The organism is Pseudonocardia ailaonensis, from assembly GCF_039531635.1.
Taxonomy (GTDB): Bacteria; Actinomycetota; Actinomycetes; order Mycobacteriales; family Pseudonocardiaceae; genus Pseudonocardia; species Pseudonocardia ailaonensis.
This window is the reverse complement of record NZ_BAAAQK010000002.1, coordinates 111,345-126,040: the sequence shown is the minus strand read 5'-3', so window position 1 is coordinate 126,040 and position 14,696 is coordinate 111,345. Positions and strand designations below refer to the sequence as shown.

Genomic DNA, 14,696 nt, shown 5'->3' with positions numbered 1-14,696 from the left:
CGGCCGCGGGCGACCCGGCCGAGCTGACCCTCGCCGATCTCGCGGCGGCGGTGGGGGTGACCGCCCGCTCGCTGCAGCGCGGGTTCCGCGAGACCCTCGGCGTCTCCCCCATGGCGTACGTCCGGGGCGCCCGCCTCGACCGGGTGCACGCCGAGCTGCAGGCGGCACAGGGCCCGGCGGCGGTCACCGGGGTGGCGACGCGGTGGGGTTTCTTCCACCTGGGCCGCTTCGCCGCGCAGTACCGCGAGCGGTTCGGGGAGCTGCCGTCCGACACCGCGCGACGCTGAACCCGTGCTGTCGCTCCGGGGACGAGATCCCGTCGCTGCGCGGATATCGCCTGCGCCACAACGACTCCTAGCGTGACGACGCACCGCAGTGATGACGGCAGCGACGCCCAGTGCGAAGGAACAGGTGATCCCCATGACCTACCCCGCCCACGTGACCGACGGTCTGCTCGGCCACACGAAGCGCGTGGACCAGAATCCCGTGTTCGGCGACAACCGGTTCAAGCTGGGCGTCTTCGCGCCCAACGTGTCCGGCGGCATGATCATGAGCCACGCGGAGACCGGCTTCCGCGTCACCTGGGACCAGCAGCTGGAGATCGCGCGGGCCGCGGACCGCGGCGGGCTCGACGCCGTGGTGCCGGTCGGTCGCTGGACCGGGTTCGGCGGCGACACGAACTTCAACGGGGTCTGCTTCGAGACCTACACCTGGGCCGCCGGCCTCGCGCAGGCGACCGAGAACATCGCCATCTTCACGACCACGCACCTGCCGACGGTCCATCCGATCGTCGCGGCGAAGATGGCGACCACCATCGACCACATCTCGGGCGGCCGCTTCGGCATGAACCTGGTGATGGGCTGGTTCACCCCCGAGATGGAGATGTTCGGCCGCGCGCAGCTCGAGCACGACCGGCGCTACGAGTTCGGCCAGGAGTGGCTGGACTTCGCGATGCGGCTGTGGAACGAGACGGAGCCGTTCGACGTCGACGGCGAGTTCTTCACCTCGCACGGGGCACACGGCTATCCCCGGCCGGTACAGGCGCCGCGCCCGGCCCTGCTCAACGCGGGCTCGTCGCCGCGCGGGCAGCGGTTCGCCGCGCAGAACGTCGACATCAACCTGATCGCGCTGCCCACCGAGCAGGTCCCCGACTACGTCGGCCGCATCAAGAGCACCGCGCAGGACGACCACCAGCGCGACATCGACGTCTGGACCTACTGCCTGGTGATCTGCCGGGAGACCGAGAAGGAGGCCCGGCGGGTCCAGCAGGACATCATCGACCGTGGGGACTGGGCCGGCGCGAAGAACGTGATGGACGTGCTCGGGGTGCAGAGCCCGTCGTTCGCCACCCAGATCACCGAGATGCAGGAGCGGTTCATCGCCGGCTGGGGCGGCCCGAACGTCGTCGGCACGCCCGAGCAGGTCGCCGAGCAGCTGGCCGAGTACGAGGAGGCCGGGCTCACCGGAGCCGTCTTCGGCTTCCTCGACTACGCCCGGGAGACCCCGGAGTTCTGCGACGAGGTCCTGCCGATCCTGCAGAAGAACGGGCTGCGCGCCTGAGCGGGTCCGCGTCGGCTCACAGGGTGCGGAGCAGGGCCCGGGTGCGGGCGCGCTCCTCGGGGTCGGGCGAGAACGGCAGCGCGACGTACTCGTCCACCCCGGCCTCCCGCAGCGCGGCGATCCGCTCGGCGACCTCGGTCTCGTCGCCGACGATCGCCGCGTCCGCAGGGCCCGCATAGCCCTCGCGGTCGAGCATCGCGCGGTAGGAGGGCAGCTGCCCGTAGACCGCGAACTGGCGGGCGGCCTCGGCCCGCGCGCCGTCCCGGTCGTCCGTGACCGCGACGGGCAGCGAGGCGACCACCCGGACGGTCCGCCCGGCCTCCTCGGCGGCCCCGCGGATCGTCGGGACCGCGTGCTCGGCCAGGGTGCGCGGGCCCGTCATCCACGTGACGGTGCCGGCGGTGCGGCGCCCGGCCAGCCGCAGCATCTGCGGGCCCAGGGCGGCGAGGTAGACGGGCGGCGCCGGCGCCTCGATCGCCAGGGCGCCACGGGTGGTCACGAGGTCCCCCTCGGCCGCCGCCTTCTCCCCCGCGAGCAGCGGGAGGAGCCCGTCGAGCACCTGGGACATACGCCGGACGGGCCGGTCGAACGACTGCCCCCACATTCCCTCGACCACCGGCTTGTGGCTCAGCCCCAGACCGAGCGTGAGCCGCCCGCCACCGATCTGGTTGACCAGCAGCGCTCGCTGGGCCAGCGCCATCGGATGCTGCGGCTGGACGGGCACCACCCCGGTGCCGACCTCGATCCCGGGTACCTCGCGCAGCCCGATCGCCAGCACCGTCAGCAGGTCCGGATCGCGCGGGAGCTGGGCGGTCCAGTACCGGGCGAAGCCCTCGTCCCGCAGCGCCGCAAGCGTCGCGACGTAGTCGTCGACGACCCGTACCCCGCCCCCGAGGTAACCGAACACAGAGATCTCCACGCGGCCGGACCCTACGCGCCGAGATGAACCTCAGGCACGCTCCGGGGCCCCGAAACCTACCTGAGGTTCATCTCGACAGGTTCTCGACGGTGATCGGCTCGACGTCGGTCTCGAAGCCGAAGACCTGGGCGTAGAAGGACAGCTCGGCGTCGAGTGCCCTCCGGATGTTCTCCGCGCGCCGGAAGCCGTGCTGCTCGCCGGGGAACAGCAGGTACGCGACGGGCACCCGGCGCGCCCGCAGCGCCTCGACGATCGCCTCGGACTGGTTGGGCGGCACGATCGCGTCCTCGGCGCCCTGCAGCACGATCAGCGGCGTGTGGAACTCCTCGACGCGGTGGATCGGGCTGCGCTCGACGTACACGTCCCGCGCCGCGGGGTACGGGCCGATCAGCCGGTCGAGGTAGCGGCTCTCGAACTTGTGCGTGTCCGCGGCGAGCGCCTCCAGGTCCGCGACGCCGAAGTGGTCCGCCCCGGCGGAGAACGGGGTGTCCTCGCGGGCCAGCGCCGCGAGGACGGTGTACCCGCCGGCCGAGCCGCCCCGGATCGCGAGCCGCTGCGGGTCGACCCGCCCGGTCGTCGCGAGGAACCGGGCGGCGGCCAGGCAGTCCGCCACGTCGACGATCCCCCACGCGCCGTTCAGCTGCTCGCGGTAGGCGCGGCCGAAACCCGTGGAGCCGCCGTAGTTGACGTCGACGACGCCGAACCCGCGGCTCGTCCAGTACTGCACCGAGAGCGACAGCACGGGCACCGCCGCGGCGGTCGGTCCACCGTGGATCACGACGAGCAGCGGGGGCCGCTCCCCTTCCGGCCCACCGTGATCCGGGTTGGCGGGCGGGTAGTAGAGGGCGTGCGACCTGCGCGGCTGCCCGTCGCCGTCCACCGACGGGAAGGAGATCGCCTCGGGCACCGACAGGTAGCCGTCGTCGATCCCGAGCTCGCGCGGGGCGCACAGGGTCTCGAGGTCGCCGTCGACGCTCACCACGTGCACACCCGGCTCCTCGGTCGGCGTGCCGGCGACGACGAGCACGCTGCCGACCCCGTACGGCGCGACCGAGGCGATGGCGGAGAACGGCAGGTCCAGCTCGGTGTACTCGCCGTCCGGCTCCCGCACGGCCAGCCCGTCGTACCCCTTGCTCCAGCGCGCGAACACGATCCGCCCGCCGGGGAGCACGGCGTAGCGGGCGCTGCCGATCTGCCAGGCCGGCACGCCGATCTCGGCGTCGAGCACCACGAGGGGCTCGATGTCCTGGCCGGAGCGCCAGCGGTAGAGGTTCCACCAGCCGGTGCGGTCGGAGAGGAAGTAGAGGCTGCCGTCGGGCTGCCAGCGGGGTTCCGTCACCGACTCGCCCGGGCCGCCCGCGATGTTCGCCTCGTCGCCGGTCTCGAGGTTGCGGCCCATCAGCACAGTGTCGTCCCACGGCATGGACGGGTGGTTCCACTGGATCCACACCAGCCGCTTCCCGTCCGCCGACAGCCGCGGGCTGCTGACGAAGTCCGGCCCGCTGACCAGCACCTCCGGCTCACCCGACCCACGGTCGGCGGGGAGGCGCACGATCTCGTTGCGGACCTCGGTGGCCGAGGCGCCCTCGTGCCGCTCGCGGATCACGAGGAGCTGGTCGCCCGCCAGGAAGCCGTCCGCGTACCGGTCGGCCCGGGGCTGCGCGGGCTCCGGGGTGATCGGCACCGGCGCACCGCCGGGCTCGAGGCGGTAGAGCCGCTGGTCCGCCCAGTTCGCGAACCACACCACCCCGCCGCGCACCCACCACGCCGCGCCGCCGTACTCGTGCACGCCGGTGCGCGCGTCGAAACCCTCGGGCAGCAGGTCGGTGACGGTCCCGTCCGGGTCCCGCCGCACGAGCTGGGTCCGCCCGCCCTCGCCCGGCCGCCCCTCCGCCCAGTACACGGAGTCCCCGTCCACCCGGGCACCCGACAGCCGCACCGACGCGGCGACGACCTGCTCGGACGTGATGGGGGTGGGCCAGGAACCGTAGGGCGTGCGGGTCACGATCGACACCGTAGTGCGCCCCACCGACAGTCCGCGATCACCGCGCCCCCACCCCCACCCCCGCGAGTCGGCACGTCGGCGGAGCCGACCGTCGAGCAGGGTCCGTAGGCCGAAACACACATCCGCGACGTCGTCAGCGTGTGTTTCGGGCTCCCGACCCTGCTCGACGGTCGGCTCCGCCGACGGGCCGACTCGCGGGGTTCTAGGAGCGCGCTCCTAGCGACGGACGGACGTCGCGGTGCGCAAGAGGGCGATCGCGCGAGGCAGCGCGCGGGGGCGCAGGACCGGGAGCAGGCCGATCGCGCCGGACAGGCCCTTCCACCAGCGCACCTGCCCGTCGATCCGCAGCACCCCGATCGCCGGCTCCCGACACCCCGCCACCCCCGCCGGCAGGTTCGGGTAGATCGCGGGGAGCTGCGGGTCCTTGCAGGAGCGGACCTTGACCCTGACCGTGACGCACTCCGGGAGCTCCCGGGCGATCCGGGAGCAGTGCGGGCAGGAGACGTCGTACACGACCACCAGTTCCCGGACCCTCACGACAGGACCAGCGCCGTCAAAGAACCCACGCACGTCACCGCCAGGATCGGCCGGACCACCTTCTCCGCCCGCGCCCACACCGCCGTCCAGGCGCCGTCGTCGCTCCAGGCGTTGGAGAGCAGCGGCATCGCGAGCCGGCCCAGCGCGAAGCCCAGCCCCGCCGCGAAGGCCGCCGGGAACGGCACGACGAGCACGATCGCGAGCAGCACCAGGTGCGGCAGCGCGCTGGGCGAGTAGGTCCGCATGCCGGTGCCCATCTCGAAGCCGAACTGCAGCGCCCCCCACTCCTTGAGGTGCTGCACCCGCTCCGGCACCAGCCGCCCGTTCTCGGGCACCGGGAAGGACCACAGCCCGCACTCCCGGCCGAGGACGGCGAGCGCGAGCGCCCCGGCGATCCCCCACCGCACGGGCGCGGGCACGAGGGCTTGCGGGAGCGCCCCCAGGGCCGCCGCGACGAACGCCACGACCAGCGCACCGAGGACCAGGCCGGCGCCGAACCACCGGACGACAGGGGAACCGCGCCAGACCGACGCGCTCAGCAGGAACGCCGAGTTGTGGCTTCAAGTGGAGCCGGAGTTGGCGAACCCCGCCGCCGCGCCCGCGACCAGCGCGAGCAGCAGCACCGCCCCGGCCGCGGCCAGGTCCCGGGTGGTGACGAGCGCGGACACCGCACCCAGCCCACCCACCAGCAACAACACGACGGAGACGGTCAGCGGGTGCAACGCCCACCGGGCCCGCATCGGTGCACTCACGCCGGCAGTGTCCCGGATGCCCCGCTCATCGTCCGAGCAGACCCCCGGTGAAGCGGCCGGTGCCGCCCCCCGATCCCCCACGGTTCTCGCTGTCGGTCTGCCCGCCGCCGTCGTCCGGGGCGTAGCGCGGGTCGTCGTCCGCGGGCGCCGCGGCGATGTCCGCCGGCAGCACGCAGGCCGCGATCGTCAGGGCGTTGTACTCGCTGCCGTCGTCGAAGGTCGCGGTGGTCATCGCGTCCGAACAGCGGTAGCCCTTCCACCGCCAGGCGTTGCGGCCGTGGCAGTTGGTGGTCATCCGGGTCGACGTGTAGCTCTCGCCCCGACCCGTGTACTTGCCCTCGCGGTGCCAGTGGTCGCTCGCGCAGGGGAAGCTCCCCCGCCGCCAGCCGCCGTAGCAGACCGCGGGCGGGCTGGTGTCCGTCCACCAGTTGTTGGCCTCCTCGTCGTAGGAGGCCGGTTTGCAGGCGCCGAACTCCGAGCGCGAGGCGTCGACGGCGGTGGCGGGCGCGGCCCTGGCCGTGCGCCGGGTGAGGTACCAGTCGAGCGGGACCAGCGCCGACGCCGCGGCGGCGATCAGCAGGCCGCGCAGCACGACCCGGCGGCTGGGCCGGTACGCCCGGATCCGGGCCACGACGTCGCTGGGCGTGGCCCCCTCGGGCATCTCCCCCGTCGTCGGGACGTCGTCGAGGCGAGTCATCAGGACCCCTTGATCAGGTCGAGCAGCAGGGCCCGGAGGTCGGTGTCCGGGTAGACGAAGCTGCGATGGGTCACGGTGCCGTCGGCGGCCACGGCCAGCAGGGTCGGCGAGTAGCCCTCGAAGAGGTCCGCGCGGGCGTTGACGTCCGCGAGCAGCTCGCCGCCCGTGAACCCGGAGAGGTCACCGGCCCGGTCCACCAGGCCGACGTAGCGCACCGGGTCGTCGAGCTCGCCGGAGACCGCGACCACGGAGTCCCACAGCGCATGGCAGCTGGCGCAGGCGGAGTCGAGCACGGCGACGATCGCGAGCCGCTCCCCCGCCCGCGGCCGCACGGCGGCGGGCGCGGGCCGGCCGACCAGCGAGGCGTACCCGGAGAGCTCGGCCGCGCGGCCGGCTTCCAGCGCGCGGACCCTGGCGTAGACGGCCACCAGCGCGACGACCGCGAAGAGGGCGACGAGCAGCGCGAGCAGCGCCACCGCGAGCGAGACCGACATCAGCCGTACACCCCTCAGTTCCAGACCGCGGTCAGGGAGCCGAGCGCGTCGACCAGCGAGTCGCCGTCCAGACCCGTCTGCGGACGCCCGGACTCCGGCCCGAGCAGCACCAGGTCCATGACGGCCTGCGGTCCGGCGATCAGGTACCGCCACTGGTGCACGGTGCCCGCGACCGCGGCGGCCTGTCCCGACTCCAGGTTCCGGTCCGCCTTCCACAGCTCCAGCCCGCCGGCGAGCGTCAGGCCCGCCCAGTCCGGGAGCGTCGGCAGGGCCTCGGCGGCGCGGCGGACCATCAGCACCGAGTCCGCGTTGCGGCCCGCGACGGTCACGTCCGGCTGCTGGACGAGCAGGTCGGAGGCGGGGGTGAGCGAGGCCCCGTCCGCGGAGTCGACGAACCGGAAGGTGTCGACGAGCTTCGCGAGCGCGCCGGCCTCGGGCGCCGGCCCGCCGAACCAGGTCGTGGCCTCGTGGTGCGGTCCGGCGAGGACCAGCGCGGAGTCCGAGCGGTCCGCGGCCTCGACGACGATCGCGTCGAAGCCCCGCAGGCTCCGCACGCTCGTCCGGGCACCCGGGAGGATCTTCGTGGGGATCACGCGGTGCTCACCCGCGGGCGCGAGGAAGAACTGGCGGGCCATCCGCGGCCCGGTGAACCGGGTGCTGCCGTACCAGCGGTAGGGCCCGAAGGCGGTGGGCACCGTGAGGTGCAGCCGCTGCCCGGACGGGGTGACCCGTGTGGTCTCGGTGCCCGACATGCGTCCTCTCCCCTGGGGTGCCCGGGAGCGGGCGCCTCCGACAGGAGCAACGAGACCGGACGGGCCGCGTGACGACGGACGGGCGGAGCCACCGTAACGGCGTACCGGATCCCGGGCGAACCTCCCGTTCCGGACGTCCCGGGCGGCCGCCGTCGCGTAGCGTGGTGGGCGTCACGCCGACCGGGAGGCACGCATGACCGAACCGACCCCGTCCGTCCCCGAGCCCGAGGACCTCACGCCGGAGATCCCGGGTCTGAAGCCCGACTACGACGAGCACGGCGTCCCCAGCCTCGACTACGTCCGGGACAAGATCGAGGGCCGCGCCGCCACCGCGATCGGCTGGGAAGAGCTCGCCGGCGGCACCGAGCAGGTGCAGAGCGCCGAGGAGAAGTTCGCGGAGCGCGAGCAGAAGGGCAAGGACAAGCTCGCCGAGATCCGCAGGCAGATGGGCCTGTGACGGCAGCTGAGCTGCGGAAACGTACGTAGTTCTCCCCATTTGCCGACGGCGGGCGGCCCGTCAGGCTGGCCGGGTGCGATCCCTGCTGATCGGGTCGGTCCCCGTCCACGGCCACGTCTCACCGCTGCTCGGCGTGGCGCGGCACTTCGCCGAGCGCGGGGACCGGGTGCGGTTCCTCACCGGGGCGCGGTTCGCCGCGGCCGTGGCGGCGACCGGCGCGGAGTTCCTCGCGCTGCCGGCGGAGGCGGACTACGACGACCGGCAGGACTTCAACGAGACCTTCCCGGAGCGCAGGGCGCTCACGGGGATCCGGTCGGCATCGTTCGACGTCGAGCACCTCTTCGCCCGGCCCGGCCGCCCGCAGTACGACGCCGTGCTCGCCGCCCACGCCGCCGAGCCCGTCGACGTCCTGCTCGCCGACCCGATGTTCTGGGGGACGCAGTTCCTGCTCGGGCTCCCCCGCGCCGAGCGGCCACCGATCGTGCTGTGCGGCATCATGCCGCTGATGATGGGCAGCCGGGACACCGCGCCACCGGGGATGGGGGTGCTCCCGATGCGCCGCCCGTTCGGCACGGCCCGGAACTGGGCGCTCAAGCAGCTCATGCTCCGGACGGTCTTCGCGCCCGCCACCCGCCTCACCGAGCGGATGTCCGAGGAGATCCACGGCCGGCCCATGACCTTCGCGCCGCTCGACTACATGCGCGAGGTCGAGGCGTACGTCCAGTTCGGTGTGGCGGAGTTCGAGTACCCGCGCTCCGACGACCCGCCCACGCTGCACTACGCGGGACCGGTGCTCGGCGGCGGGACGGCCCCGAAACCGCCGTGGTGGGGCGACCTCGACGGTGACCGCCCGGTGGTGCACGTGACGCAGGGGACGGTGGGCAACAAGGACTTCGGGCAGCTCGTCGCGCCGACGCTCGACGCGCTCGCCACCGAGGACGTCCTCGTCGTCGTGACCGCGGGCGGCCGCCCCCTCGACAGCCTGCCGCCCCTGCCGCCCAACGCCCGCGCCGCGGAGTACCTCGCCTACGACGACCTGTTCCCCCGCACCGCCGTCTACGTCACCAACGGCGGCTACGGCGGCGTGCAGCACGCGCTGAGCCACGGCGTGCCGATCGTGGTCGCCGGCGCCCAGGAGGACAAGCTCGAGGTGGCCGCCCGGGTGCACTGGGCCGGTGTGGGACGACGGATCCGGAGCGCCACGCCGAGCCCGGACCAGGTGCGCCGCGCGGTCCGCGCGCTGCTCGACGACCCCCGCTACCGCACCGCCGCGGCCCGGATGGCCGGGCACATGGCCGCCGCCCCCGGCTTCACCGCACTCGACGAGGTGGTCGACCACCTCGTGCGGGCGTAGCGGTGCCGGAGCGCCGCTACGCCCGCACAGGGGGTTCTACCTGCGGAAGAGCTTGTTGCCGAGCCAGACGATCGGGTCGTACTTGCGGTCGACGACGCGCTCCTTCATCGGGATGAGCGCGTTGTCGGTGATCTTGATGTGCTCGGGACAGACCTCGGTGCAGCACTTGGTGATGTTGCAGTAGCCGAGGCCGTGGTCCTCCTGTGCGGAGTCCTTGCGGTCCGCGTCGTCGAGCGGGTGCATGTCCAGCTCGGCGATCCGCATGAGGTAGCGGGGGCCGGAGAAGGCCTCCTTGTTCTCCTCGTGGTCGCGGACCGCGTGGCAGGTGTTCTGGCACAGGTAGCACTCGATGCACTTGCGGAACTCCTGGCTCCGCTCGACGTCGATCTGCTGCATCCGGTACTCGCCGGGGGCGACGCCGGGCGGCGGCGCGAACGCCGGCACCTCCCGGGCCTTGACGTAGTTGAACTCGACGTCGGTGACCAGGTCCCGGATCACCGGGAAGGTGCGCAGCGGGGTCACGGTGACGACCTCGTCGTCGTCGAACGTGCTCATCCGGGTCATGCACGCCAGGCGCGGCTTGCCGTTGATCTCCACGGAACAGGAGCCGCACTTGCCGGCCTTGCAGTTCCAACGGCAGGCGAGGTCGTTCGCCTCGGTCTGCTGGAGGCGGTGGATGATGTCGAGGACGACCTCGCCCTCGTTCACCTCGACCGGGTAGTCGACGAGGTCGCCGCCCTCGGCGTCGCCGCGCCAGACGCGGAAGTGGTGGTCGTGACTGGTCATGCCCGCTCCCCCTGGTCAGCCCTGTGTCCCCCGAGCTCCTCGCCGGTGTAGTACTTCTTCAGCTCGTCCATCTCGAACAGGTCGAGCAGCTCGGGACGCATCGCGAGCTGCTCCTTGCGGGTCAGCTCCACGTTGTCCTCGCCCAGGGCCGAGCACACCAGCAGGACGTGCCGCCAGTCCGCGTCCATGACCGGGAAGTCGTCCCGGGTGTGGCCGCCGCGGCTCTCCTGCCGCTCGAGCGCCGCCTTCGCCACGCAGAGCGAGACGAGCAGCATGTTGCGCAGGTCGAGCGCGAGGTGCCAGCCGGGGTTGAACTGCCGGTGCCCCTCGACGACGACGGTGCGGGTGCGCGTGGCGATGTCCTCGAGCTTCTTGAGCGCCGTCTCCATCTCCTCGGCCTTGCGGATGATCCCGACGAGCTCGTGCATCGTCCGCTGCAGCTCGAGGTGCACCTGGAACGGGTTCTCACCACCGGCCGTCCCGCTGGAGAACGGCAGCAGCGCCCGGTCGAGGGCGGCCTCCACATCGGACTCCCGCACGACCGGCCGGACGCCCTCGGCGACCTCCGACGCCGCGATCCCGCAGCGCCGCCCGAACACCAGCAGGTCCGACAGGCTGTTGCCGCCCAGGCGGTTCGAGCCGTGCATGCCGCCGGAGCACTCCCCCGCGGCAAACAGGCCGGGCACCGAGCTCATCCCGGTGTCCGGGTCGACCTCGATGCCGCCCATGACGTAGTGGCAGGTCGGCCCGACCTCCATGGGCTCCTTGGTGATGTCGACGTCCGCCAGCTCCTTGAACTGGTGGTGCATCGACGGCAGCCGCTTGAGGATCTCCTCCGGGCTCTTGCGGGAGGCGATGTCCAGGTACACGCCGCCGTTGGCGGTTCCCCTGCCCGCCTTGACCTCCGAGTTGATCGCGCGCGCGACCTCGTCGCGCGGGAGCAGCTCCGGGGGCCGGCGGTTGTTGTCCGGATCGGTGTACCAGCGGTCGCCCTCGTCCTCGCTGGTCGCGTACTGCTCCTTGAAGACGTCCGGGATGTAGTCGAACATGAACCGCTTGCCCTCGGAGTTCCGCAGCACGCCCCCGTCGCCGCGGACCGACTCCGTCACCAGGATCCCCTTGACCGACGGCGGCCACACCATGCCCGTCGGGTGGAACTGCAGGAACTCCATGTTGATCAGCGTCGCGCCGGCGCGCAGGGCCAGCGCGTGCCCGTCCCCGGTGTACTCCCAGGAGTTCGACGTGACCTGGTAGCTCTTGCCGACGCCACCGGTGGCCAGCACGATCGCGGGCGCGTCGAAGCGCACGAACCGGCCGTCGTTGCGGAAGTAGCCGAAGCAGCCGGAGATCCGGCCGTCCGTCTTGAACAGCTCGGTGATCGTGCACTCGTGGAAGACCCGCAGGTGGGACTCGTAGTCCCCCGTCACCGACTTGTCGTCCTGCTGGAGCGAGACGATCTTCTGCTGCAGGGTGCGGATCAGCTCCAGGCCCGTGCGGTCGCCGACGTGGGCGAGCCGCGGGTAGGTGTGCCCGCCGAAGTTGCGCTGGCTGATCTTGCCGTCCGGGGTGCGGTCGAACAGCGCGCCGTAGGTCTCCAGCTCCCAGACGCGGTCCGGGGCCTCCTTGGCGTGCAGCTCCGCCATCCGCCAGTTGTTGAGGAACTTCCCGCCGCGCATGGTGTCGCGGTAGTGGACCATCCAGTTGTCGTTGGGGTTGACGTTGCCCATCGACGCCGCGCAGCCGCCCTCGGCCATCACGGTGTGGGCCTTGCCGAACAACGACTTCGAGATGATCGCGACCCGCTTGCCCTGCAGGCGCGCCTCGATCGCCGCCCGCAGCCCGGCGCCGCCGGCCCCGATGACGACGACGTCGTACTCGTGGCGTTCGACCGCCCGCTCGTCCTGTCCAGACATCTCAGATCACCCCACGATCCGCAGGTCGGAGAACCAGCCCGCCGAGACGCACATGATGTAGGCGTCCGTGATCGCGAGGCTGGCCAGCGTGCTCCACGCCAGCTGCATGTGCTTGCCGTTGAGCTTGGACACCTGGACCCAGGCCTTGTAGCGCAACGGGTGCTTGGAGAAATGGTTCAGCCGGCCGCCGATGATGCTGCGGCACGAGTGGCAGGACGCCGTGTAGAGCCACAGCAGCACGACGTTCGCGACCAGGATGATGTTGCCCAGGCCGAGGCCGAAGCTGCCGTCCTCCTTGATGAACGCCTTCACCGCGTCGTAGGTGTTCAGCAGCGAGATCAGCGCCGCGATGTAGAAGAAGTACCGGTGCAGGTTCTGCAGGATCAGCGGGAAGCGGGTCTCGCCGGTGTACTTGCCGTGCGGCTCCGCGACGGCGCAGGCGGGCGGGCTGCCCCAGAAGGCCCGGTAGTAGGCCTTCCGGTAGTAGTAGCAGGTCAGCCGGAACAGCAGCAGGAACGGCAGCGAGATCGCCGCGTACGGCAGGAACCAGACGTCCGGCAAGAAGCGTCCGAAGTGGGCGGCCTGCTCCACGCACCCGTTGGAGACGCAGGGCGAGTAGAACGGCGTCAGGTAGTTGTACTCCGGGACGAAGTACCAGTTCTGCATGAAGGCGCGCACCGTCGCGTAGATGACCCAGGCGCCCAGCCCGGCCACGTTCAGCAGCGGCGGTAGCCACCATCGGTCCGTGCGGAGCGTCCGCGCCGCGATCTGCGCCCGGCCAGCTGCGCGCTGGCGGGCCATGTCAGTGGTGGATGACACGTGGTCCCTCGTTCGGCGTCGTTGCCTGTCGTGCGGATCACACGGAGCGTACGACGCAGATCACAGAGCGAGGGTTTCGGGTCGGGAACTATCACCGCTGCGAGACGCAGGTCACACAGGGTGGACGGCACCGTCAGGCCCGCACCTCGGCGCGCTCGGGCCGCGGGATCGCCAGGGAGAGCAGGAGCGCAGCGACCATGAGGACGGCACCGGTGACCAGCGCGGCGACGTACCCCGCGGCCGAGCTCTGCCCGGCCGCGTCGGTGTAGAGGGTCTGCGCGGCGTAGATCACCAGGAAGCTCGTCGCCGCACCGAGGTTGAACCCGCCGGCGGCCAGCCCGGGCAGCGAGCCGGGCCGGTCGTCCGGCGACAGGACGACGCTGAGCCCGTTCAGCATGATGTTGGCGATCCCGGCGTAGGTCACCCCGATCGCCACCGAGAGGAGCAGCAGCAGGACGGGGGACGCGCCGGTCACCGTGAGCGCGAACAGGACCAGGACCACGACGGACGCGGCGAGCCCGACCCGCAGCACGGTCCGGTACCCCAGGAGCGGGGCGAGCCGCCCGCTCAGCGGCCCCACCAGCAGGCCCGCGATGGCGTACGGCGTCAGCACCCACCAGGCCGCCTCCTCCGCGTTCATCCCGAGGCCGACGACCCCGTCCTGCGCGAAGGCCGGGATCACCCCGTTCATCACCGCGAACACCCCGCCCAGGGTGAGGAACGCGGTGCCGATCACGCTCCACGACGCCCGGTCGCGCAGCTGGTCGGTCGGCACCAGCGGGTGCGGGCTGCGCGACTCCGTCCGCCACAGCAGGGCGAACGCGCCCACCGCGACCACGCCGAGGATGCCGACGAGCAGGAAGTCGGCGTCACCCAGCGCGCTGAGCTCGTTCACCGCGACCAGCAGGGAGCCCACCGACACGACGAACAGGAGCGTCCCGGCCCAGTCCATCGGGGTGCGCTCGCTCGCGGTCGACTCCGGGACGACGAGGCGCACCAGGACGGCCGCGGCCACCGCGATCCCGCCCATCACCCAGAACACCGAGGCGAAGCCGAGATGCGTGGCCAGGAAGCCGCCGAGGAGAGCGTCGAACCCGGCGATGCCGCCGTTCACCGCCGCCACGACGCCCATGAGGGTCCCGTACCTGCGCGGGTTCGGGACCTCGACGCGGAGCATGATCAGGCAGAGCGGCACGATCGAGCCCGAGACGCCCTGGACGAGCCGCCCCACGAACAGGACCGGGACGTTCGGGGCGAGCGCGGCGACCACGCACCCGACGGTCATCACGGCGAGCAGGCCGGTCAGGACCCGTCGCCGGCCGATCAGGTCGCCGAGCCGGGGCAGGAAGAGCGCGAAGAGGGCGGCGGCGGTGAAGAACGCGGTCTGCGTCGCCGCGACGCTCGTCGCCGTCGTACCGAGCTCCCGTTCGATGGTGACCAGCGCCGGACTGAGCATGCTCGCATTGAGCTGGAATGCCAGTACGGCGGTCATCAGTGCCACCATCAGCGCCGCGATGTTCCGCGGCCGGGCCGCACGACCGACGTTGTGCGTGCTACCGGTTTCGGCGTTCATGAGCCTCACCTCTCCGCAAGGAGGTAGTGCGTCAGGATTGTTCCATGGGCCAGGGCGAGATTTTCGCAATTGTCGGGC

General features: G+C 72.1%; 16 protein-coding genes. 4 read left to right on the top strand and 12 right to left on the bottom strand.

Annotation, left to right across the window (positions count from 1 at the left end):
- The coding region (locus tag ABD324_RS02770; protein WP_344411955.1) for a helix-turn-helix transcriptional regulator at positions 1-287 on the top strand (287 nt) is incomplete at its 5' end.
- 133 nt (positions 288-420) lie between these two features.
- A complete protein-coding gene (locus ABD324_RS02765; RefSeq protein ID WP_344411953.1) occupies positions 421-1,560 on the top strand; it encodes an LLM class flavin-dependent oxidoreductase in 1,140 nt (379 codons plus the stop codon).
- Between the two features lie 16 nt (positions 1,561-1,576).
- Here ABD324_RS02765 and ABD324_RS02760 read toward each other — a convergent pair whose 3' ends face one another.
- The 8 genes from ABD324_RS02760 to ABD324_RS02725 all read right to left on the bottom strand — a co-directional run bounded on the left by ABD324_RS02760 (position 1,577) and on the right by ABD324_RS02725 (position 7,716).
- Positions 1,577-2,479, bottom strand: coding sequence for a TIGR03564 family F420-dependent LLM class oxidoreductase (locus ABD324_RS02760; RefSeq protein ID WP_344411951.1), 903 nt, complete (start codon positions 2,477-2,479; stop codon positions 1,577-1,579).
- A 67-nt stretch (positions 2,480-2,546) separates the two neighbouring features.
- A complete protein-coding gene (locus tag ABD324_RS02755; protein ID WP_344411949.1) occupies positions 2,547-4,484 on the bottom strand; it encodes a S9 family peptidase in 1,938 nt (645 codons plus the stop codon).
- A gap of 216 nt (positions 4,485-4,700) precedes the next feature.
- Positions 4,701-5,021, bottom strand: a complete 321-nt coding sequence (locus ABD324_RS02750) for a hypothetical protein (RefSeq protein ID WP_344411947.1) — start codon at positions 5,019-5,021, stop codon at positions 4,701-4,703.
- Positions 5,018-5,485, bottom strand: a complete 468-nt coding sequence (locus tag ABD324_RS02745; protein ID WP_344411945.1) for a hypothetical protein — start codon at positions 5,483-5,485, stop codon at positions 5,018-5,020. The genes ABD324_RS02750 and ABD324_RS02745 overlap by 4 nt, the downstream gene beginning before the upstream one ends.
- 96 nt (positions 5,486-5,581) lie before the next feature.
- Entirely contained in the window at positions 5,582-5,773 is a 192-nt protein-coding gene (locus ABD324_RS02740) for a hypothetical protein (RefSeq protein ID WP_344411942.1), read from the bottom strand.
- Between the two features lie 25 nt (positions 5,774-5,798).
- On the bottom strand, positions 5,799-6,470 hold the full coding sequence (locus ABD324_RS02735) for a hypothetical protein (RefSeq protein ID WP_344411940.1): 672 nt from the start codon (positions 6,468-6,470) through the stop codon (positions 5,799-5,801).
- Positions 6,470-6,964 (bottom strand): hypothetical protein, encoded by a 495-nt coding sequence (locus ABD324_RS02730; protein WP_344411938.1) that lies wholly within the window; start codon positions 6,962-6,964, stop codon positions 6,470-6,472. The genes ABD324_RS02735 and ABD324_RS02730 overlap by 1 nt, the downstream gene beginning before the upstream one ends.
- 14 nt (positions 6,965-6,978) lie before the next feature.
- Positions 6,979-7,716, bottom strand: a complete 738-nt coding sequence (locus ABD324_RS02725; RefSeq protein ID WP_344411936.1) for a hypothetical protein — start codon at positions 7,714-7,716, stop codon at positions 6,979-6,981.
- Positions 7,717-7,909: 193 nt separating this feature from the next.
- On the opposite strand from ABD324_RS02725, the gene ABD324_RS02720 reads away from it, so the two are divergent.
- On the top strand, positions 7,910-8,173 hold the full coding sequence (locus ABD324_RS02720) for a hypothetical protein (protein WP_344411934.1): 264 nt from the start codon (positions 7,910-7,912) through the stop codon (positions 8,171-8,173).
- 73 nt (positions 8,174-8,246) lie between these two features.
- On the top strand, positions 8,247-9,527 hold the full coding sequence (locus tag ABD324_RS02715; RefSeq protein WP_344411932.1) for a nucleotide disphospho-sugar-binding domain-containing protein: 1,281 nt from the start codon (positions 8,247-8,249) through the stop codon (positions 9,525-9,527).
- Between the two features lie 36 nt (positions 9,528-9,563).
- Here ABD324_RS02715 and ABD324_RS02710 read toward each other — a convergent pair whose 3' ends face one another.
- The 4 genes from ABD324_RS02710 to uriT all read right to left on the bottom strand — a co-directional run bounded on the left by ABD324_RS02710 (position 9,564) and on the right by uriT (position 14,618).
- Positions 9,564-10,313, bottom strand: coding sequence for a succinate dehydrogenase/fumarate reductase iron-sulfur subunit (locus ABD324_RS02710; protein ID WP_344411930.1), 750 nt, complete (start codon positions 10,311-10,313; stop codon positions 9,564-9,566).
- Positions 10,310-12,226 (bottom strand): fumarate reductase/succinate dehydrogenase flavoprotein subunit, encoded by a 1,917-nt coding sequence (locus ABD324_RS02705; RefSeq protein WP_344411928.1) that lies wholly within the window; start codon positions 12,224-12,226, stop codon positions 10,310-10,312. Before ABD324_RS02705 ends, ABD324_RS02710 begins: the two co-directional genes overlap by 4 nt.
- Positions 12,227-12,232: 6 nt before the next feature.
- A complete protein-coding gene (locus ABD324_RS02700) occupies positions 12,233-13,027 on the bottom strand; it encodes a hypothetical protein (protein WP_344412000.1) in 795 nt (264 codons plus the stop codon).
- A gap of 151 nt (positions 13,028-13,178) precedes the next feature.
- On the bottom strand, positions 13,179-14,618 hold the full coding sequence (uriT, locus tag ABD324_RS02695) for a uridine transporter UriT (protein ID WP_344411925.1): 1,440 nt from the start codon (positions 14,616-14,618) through the stop codon (positions 13,179-13,181).
- Between the last annotated feature and the right edge of the window lie 78 nt (positions 14,619-14,696).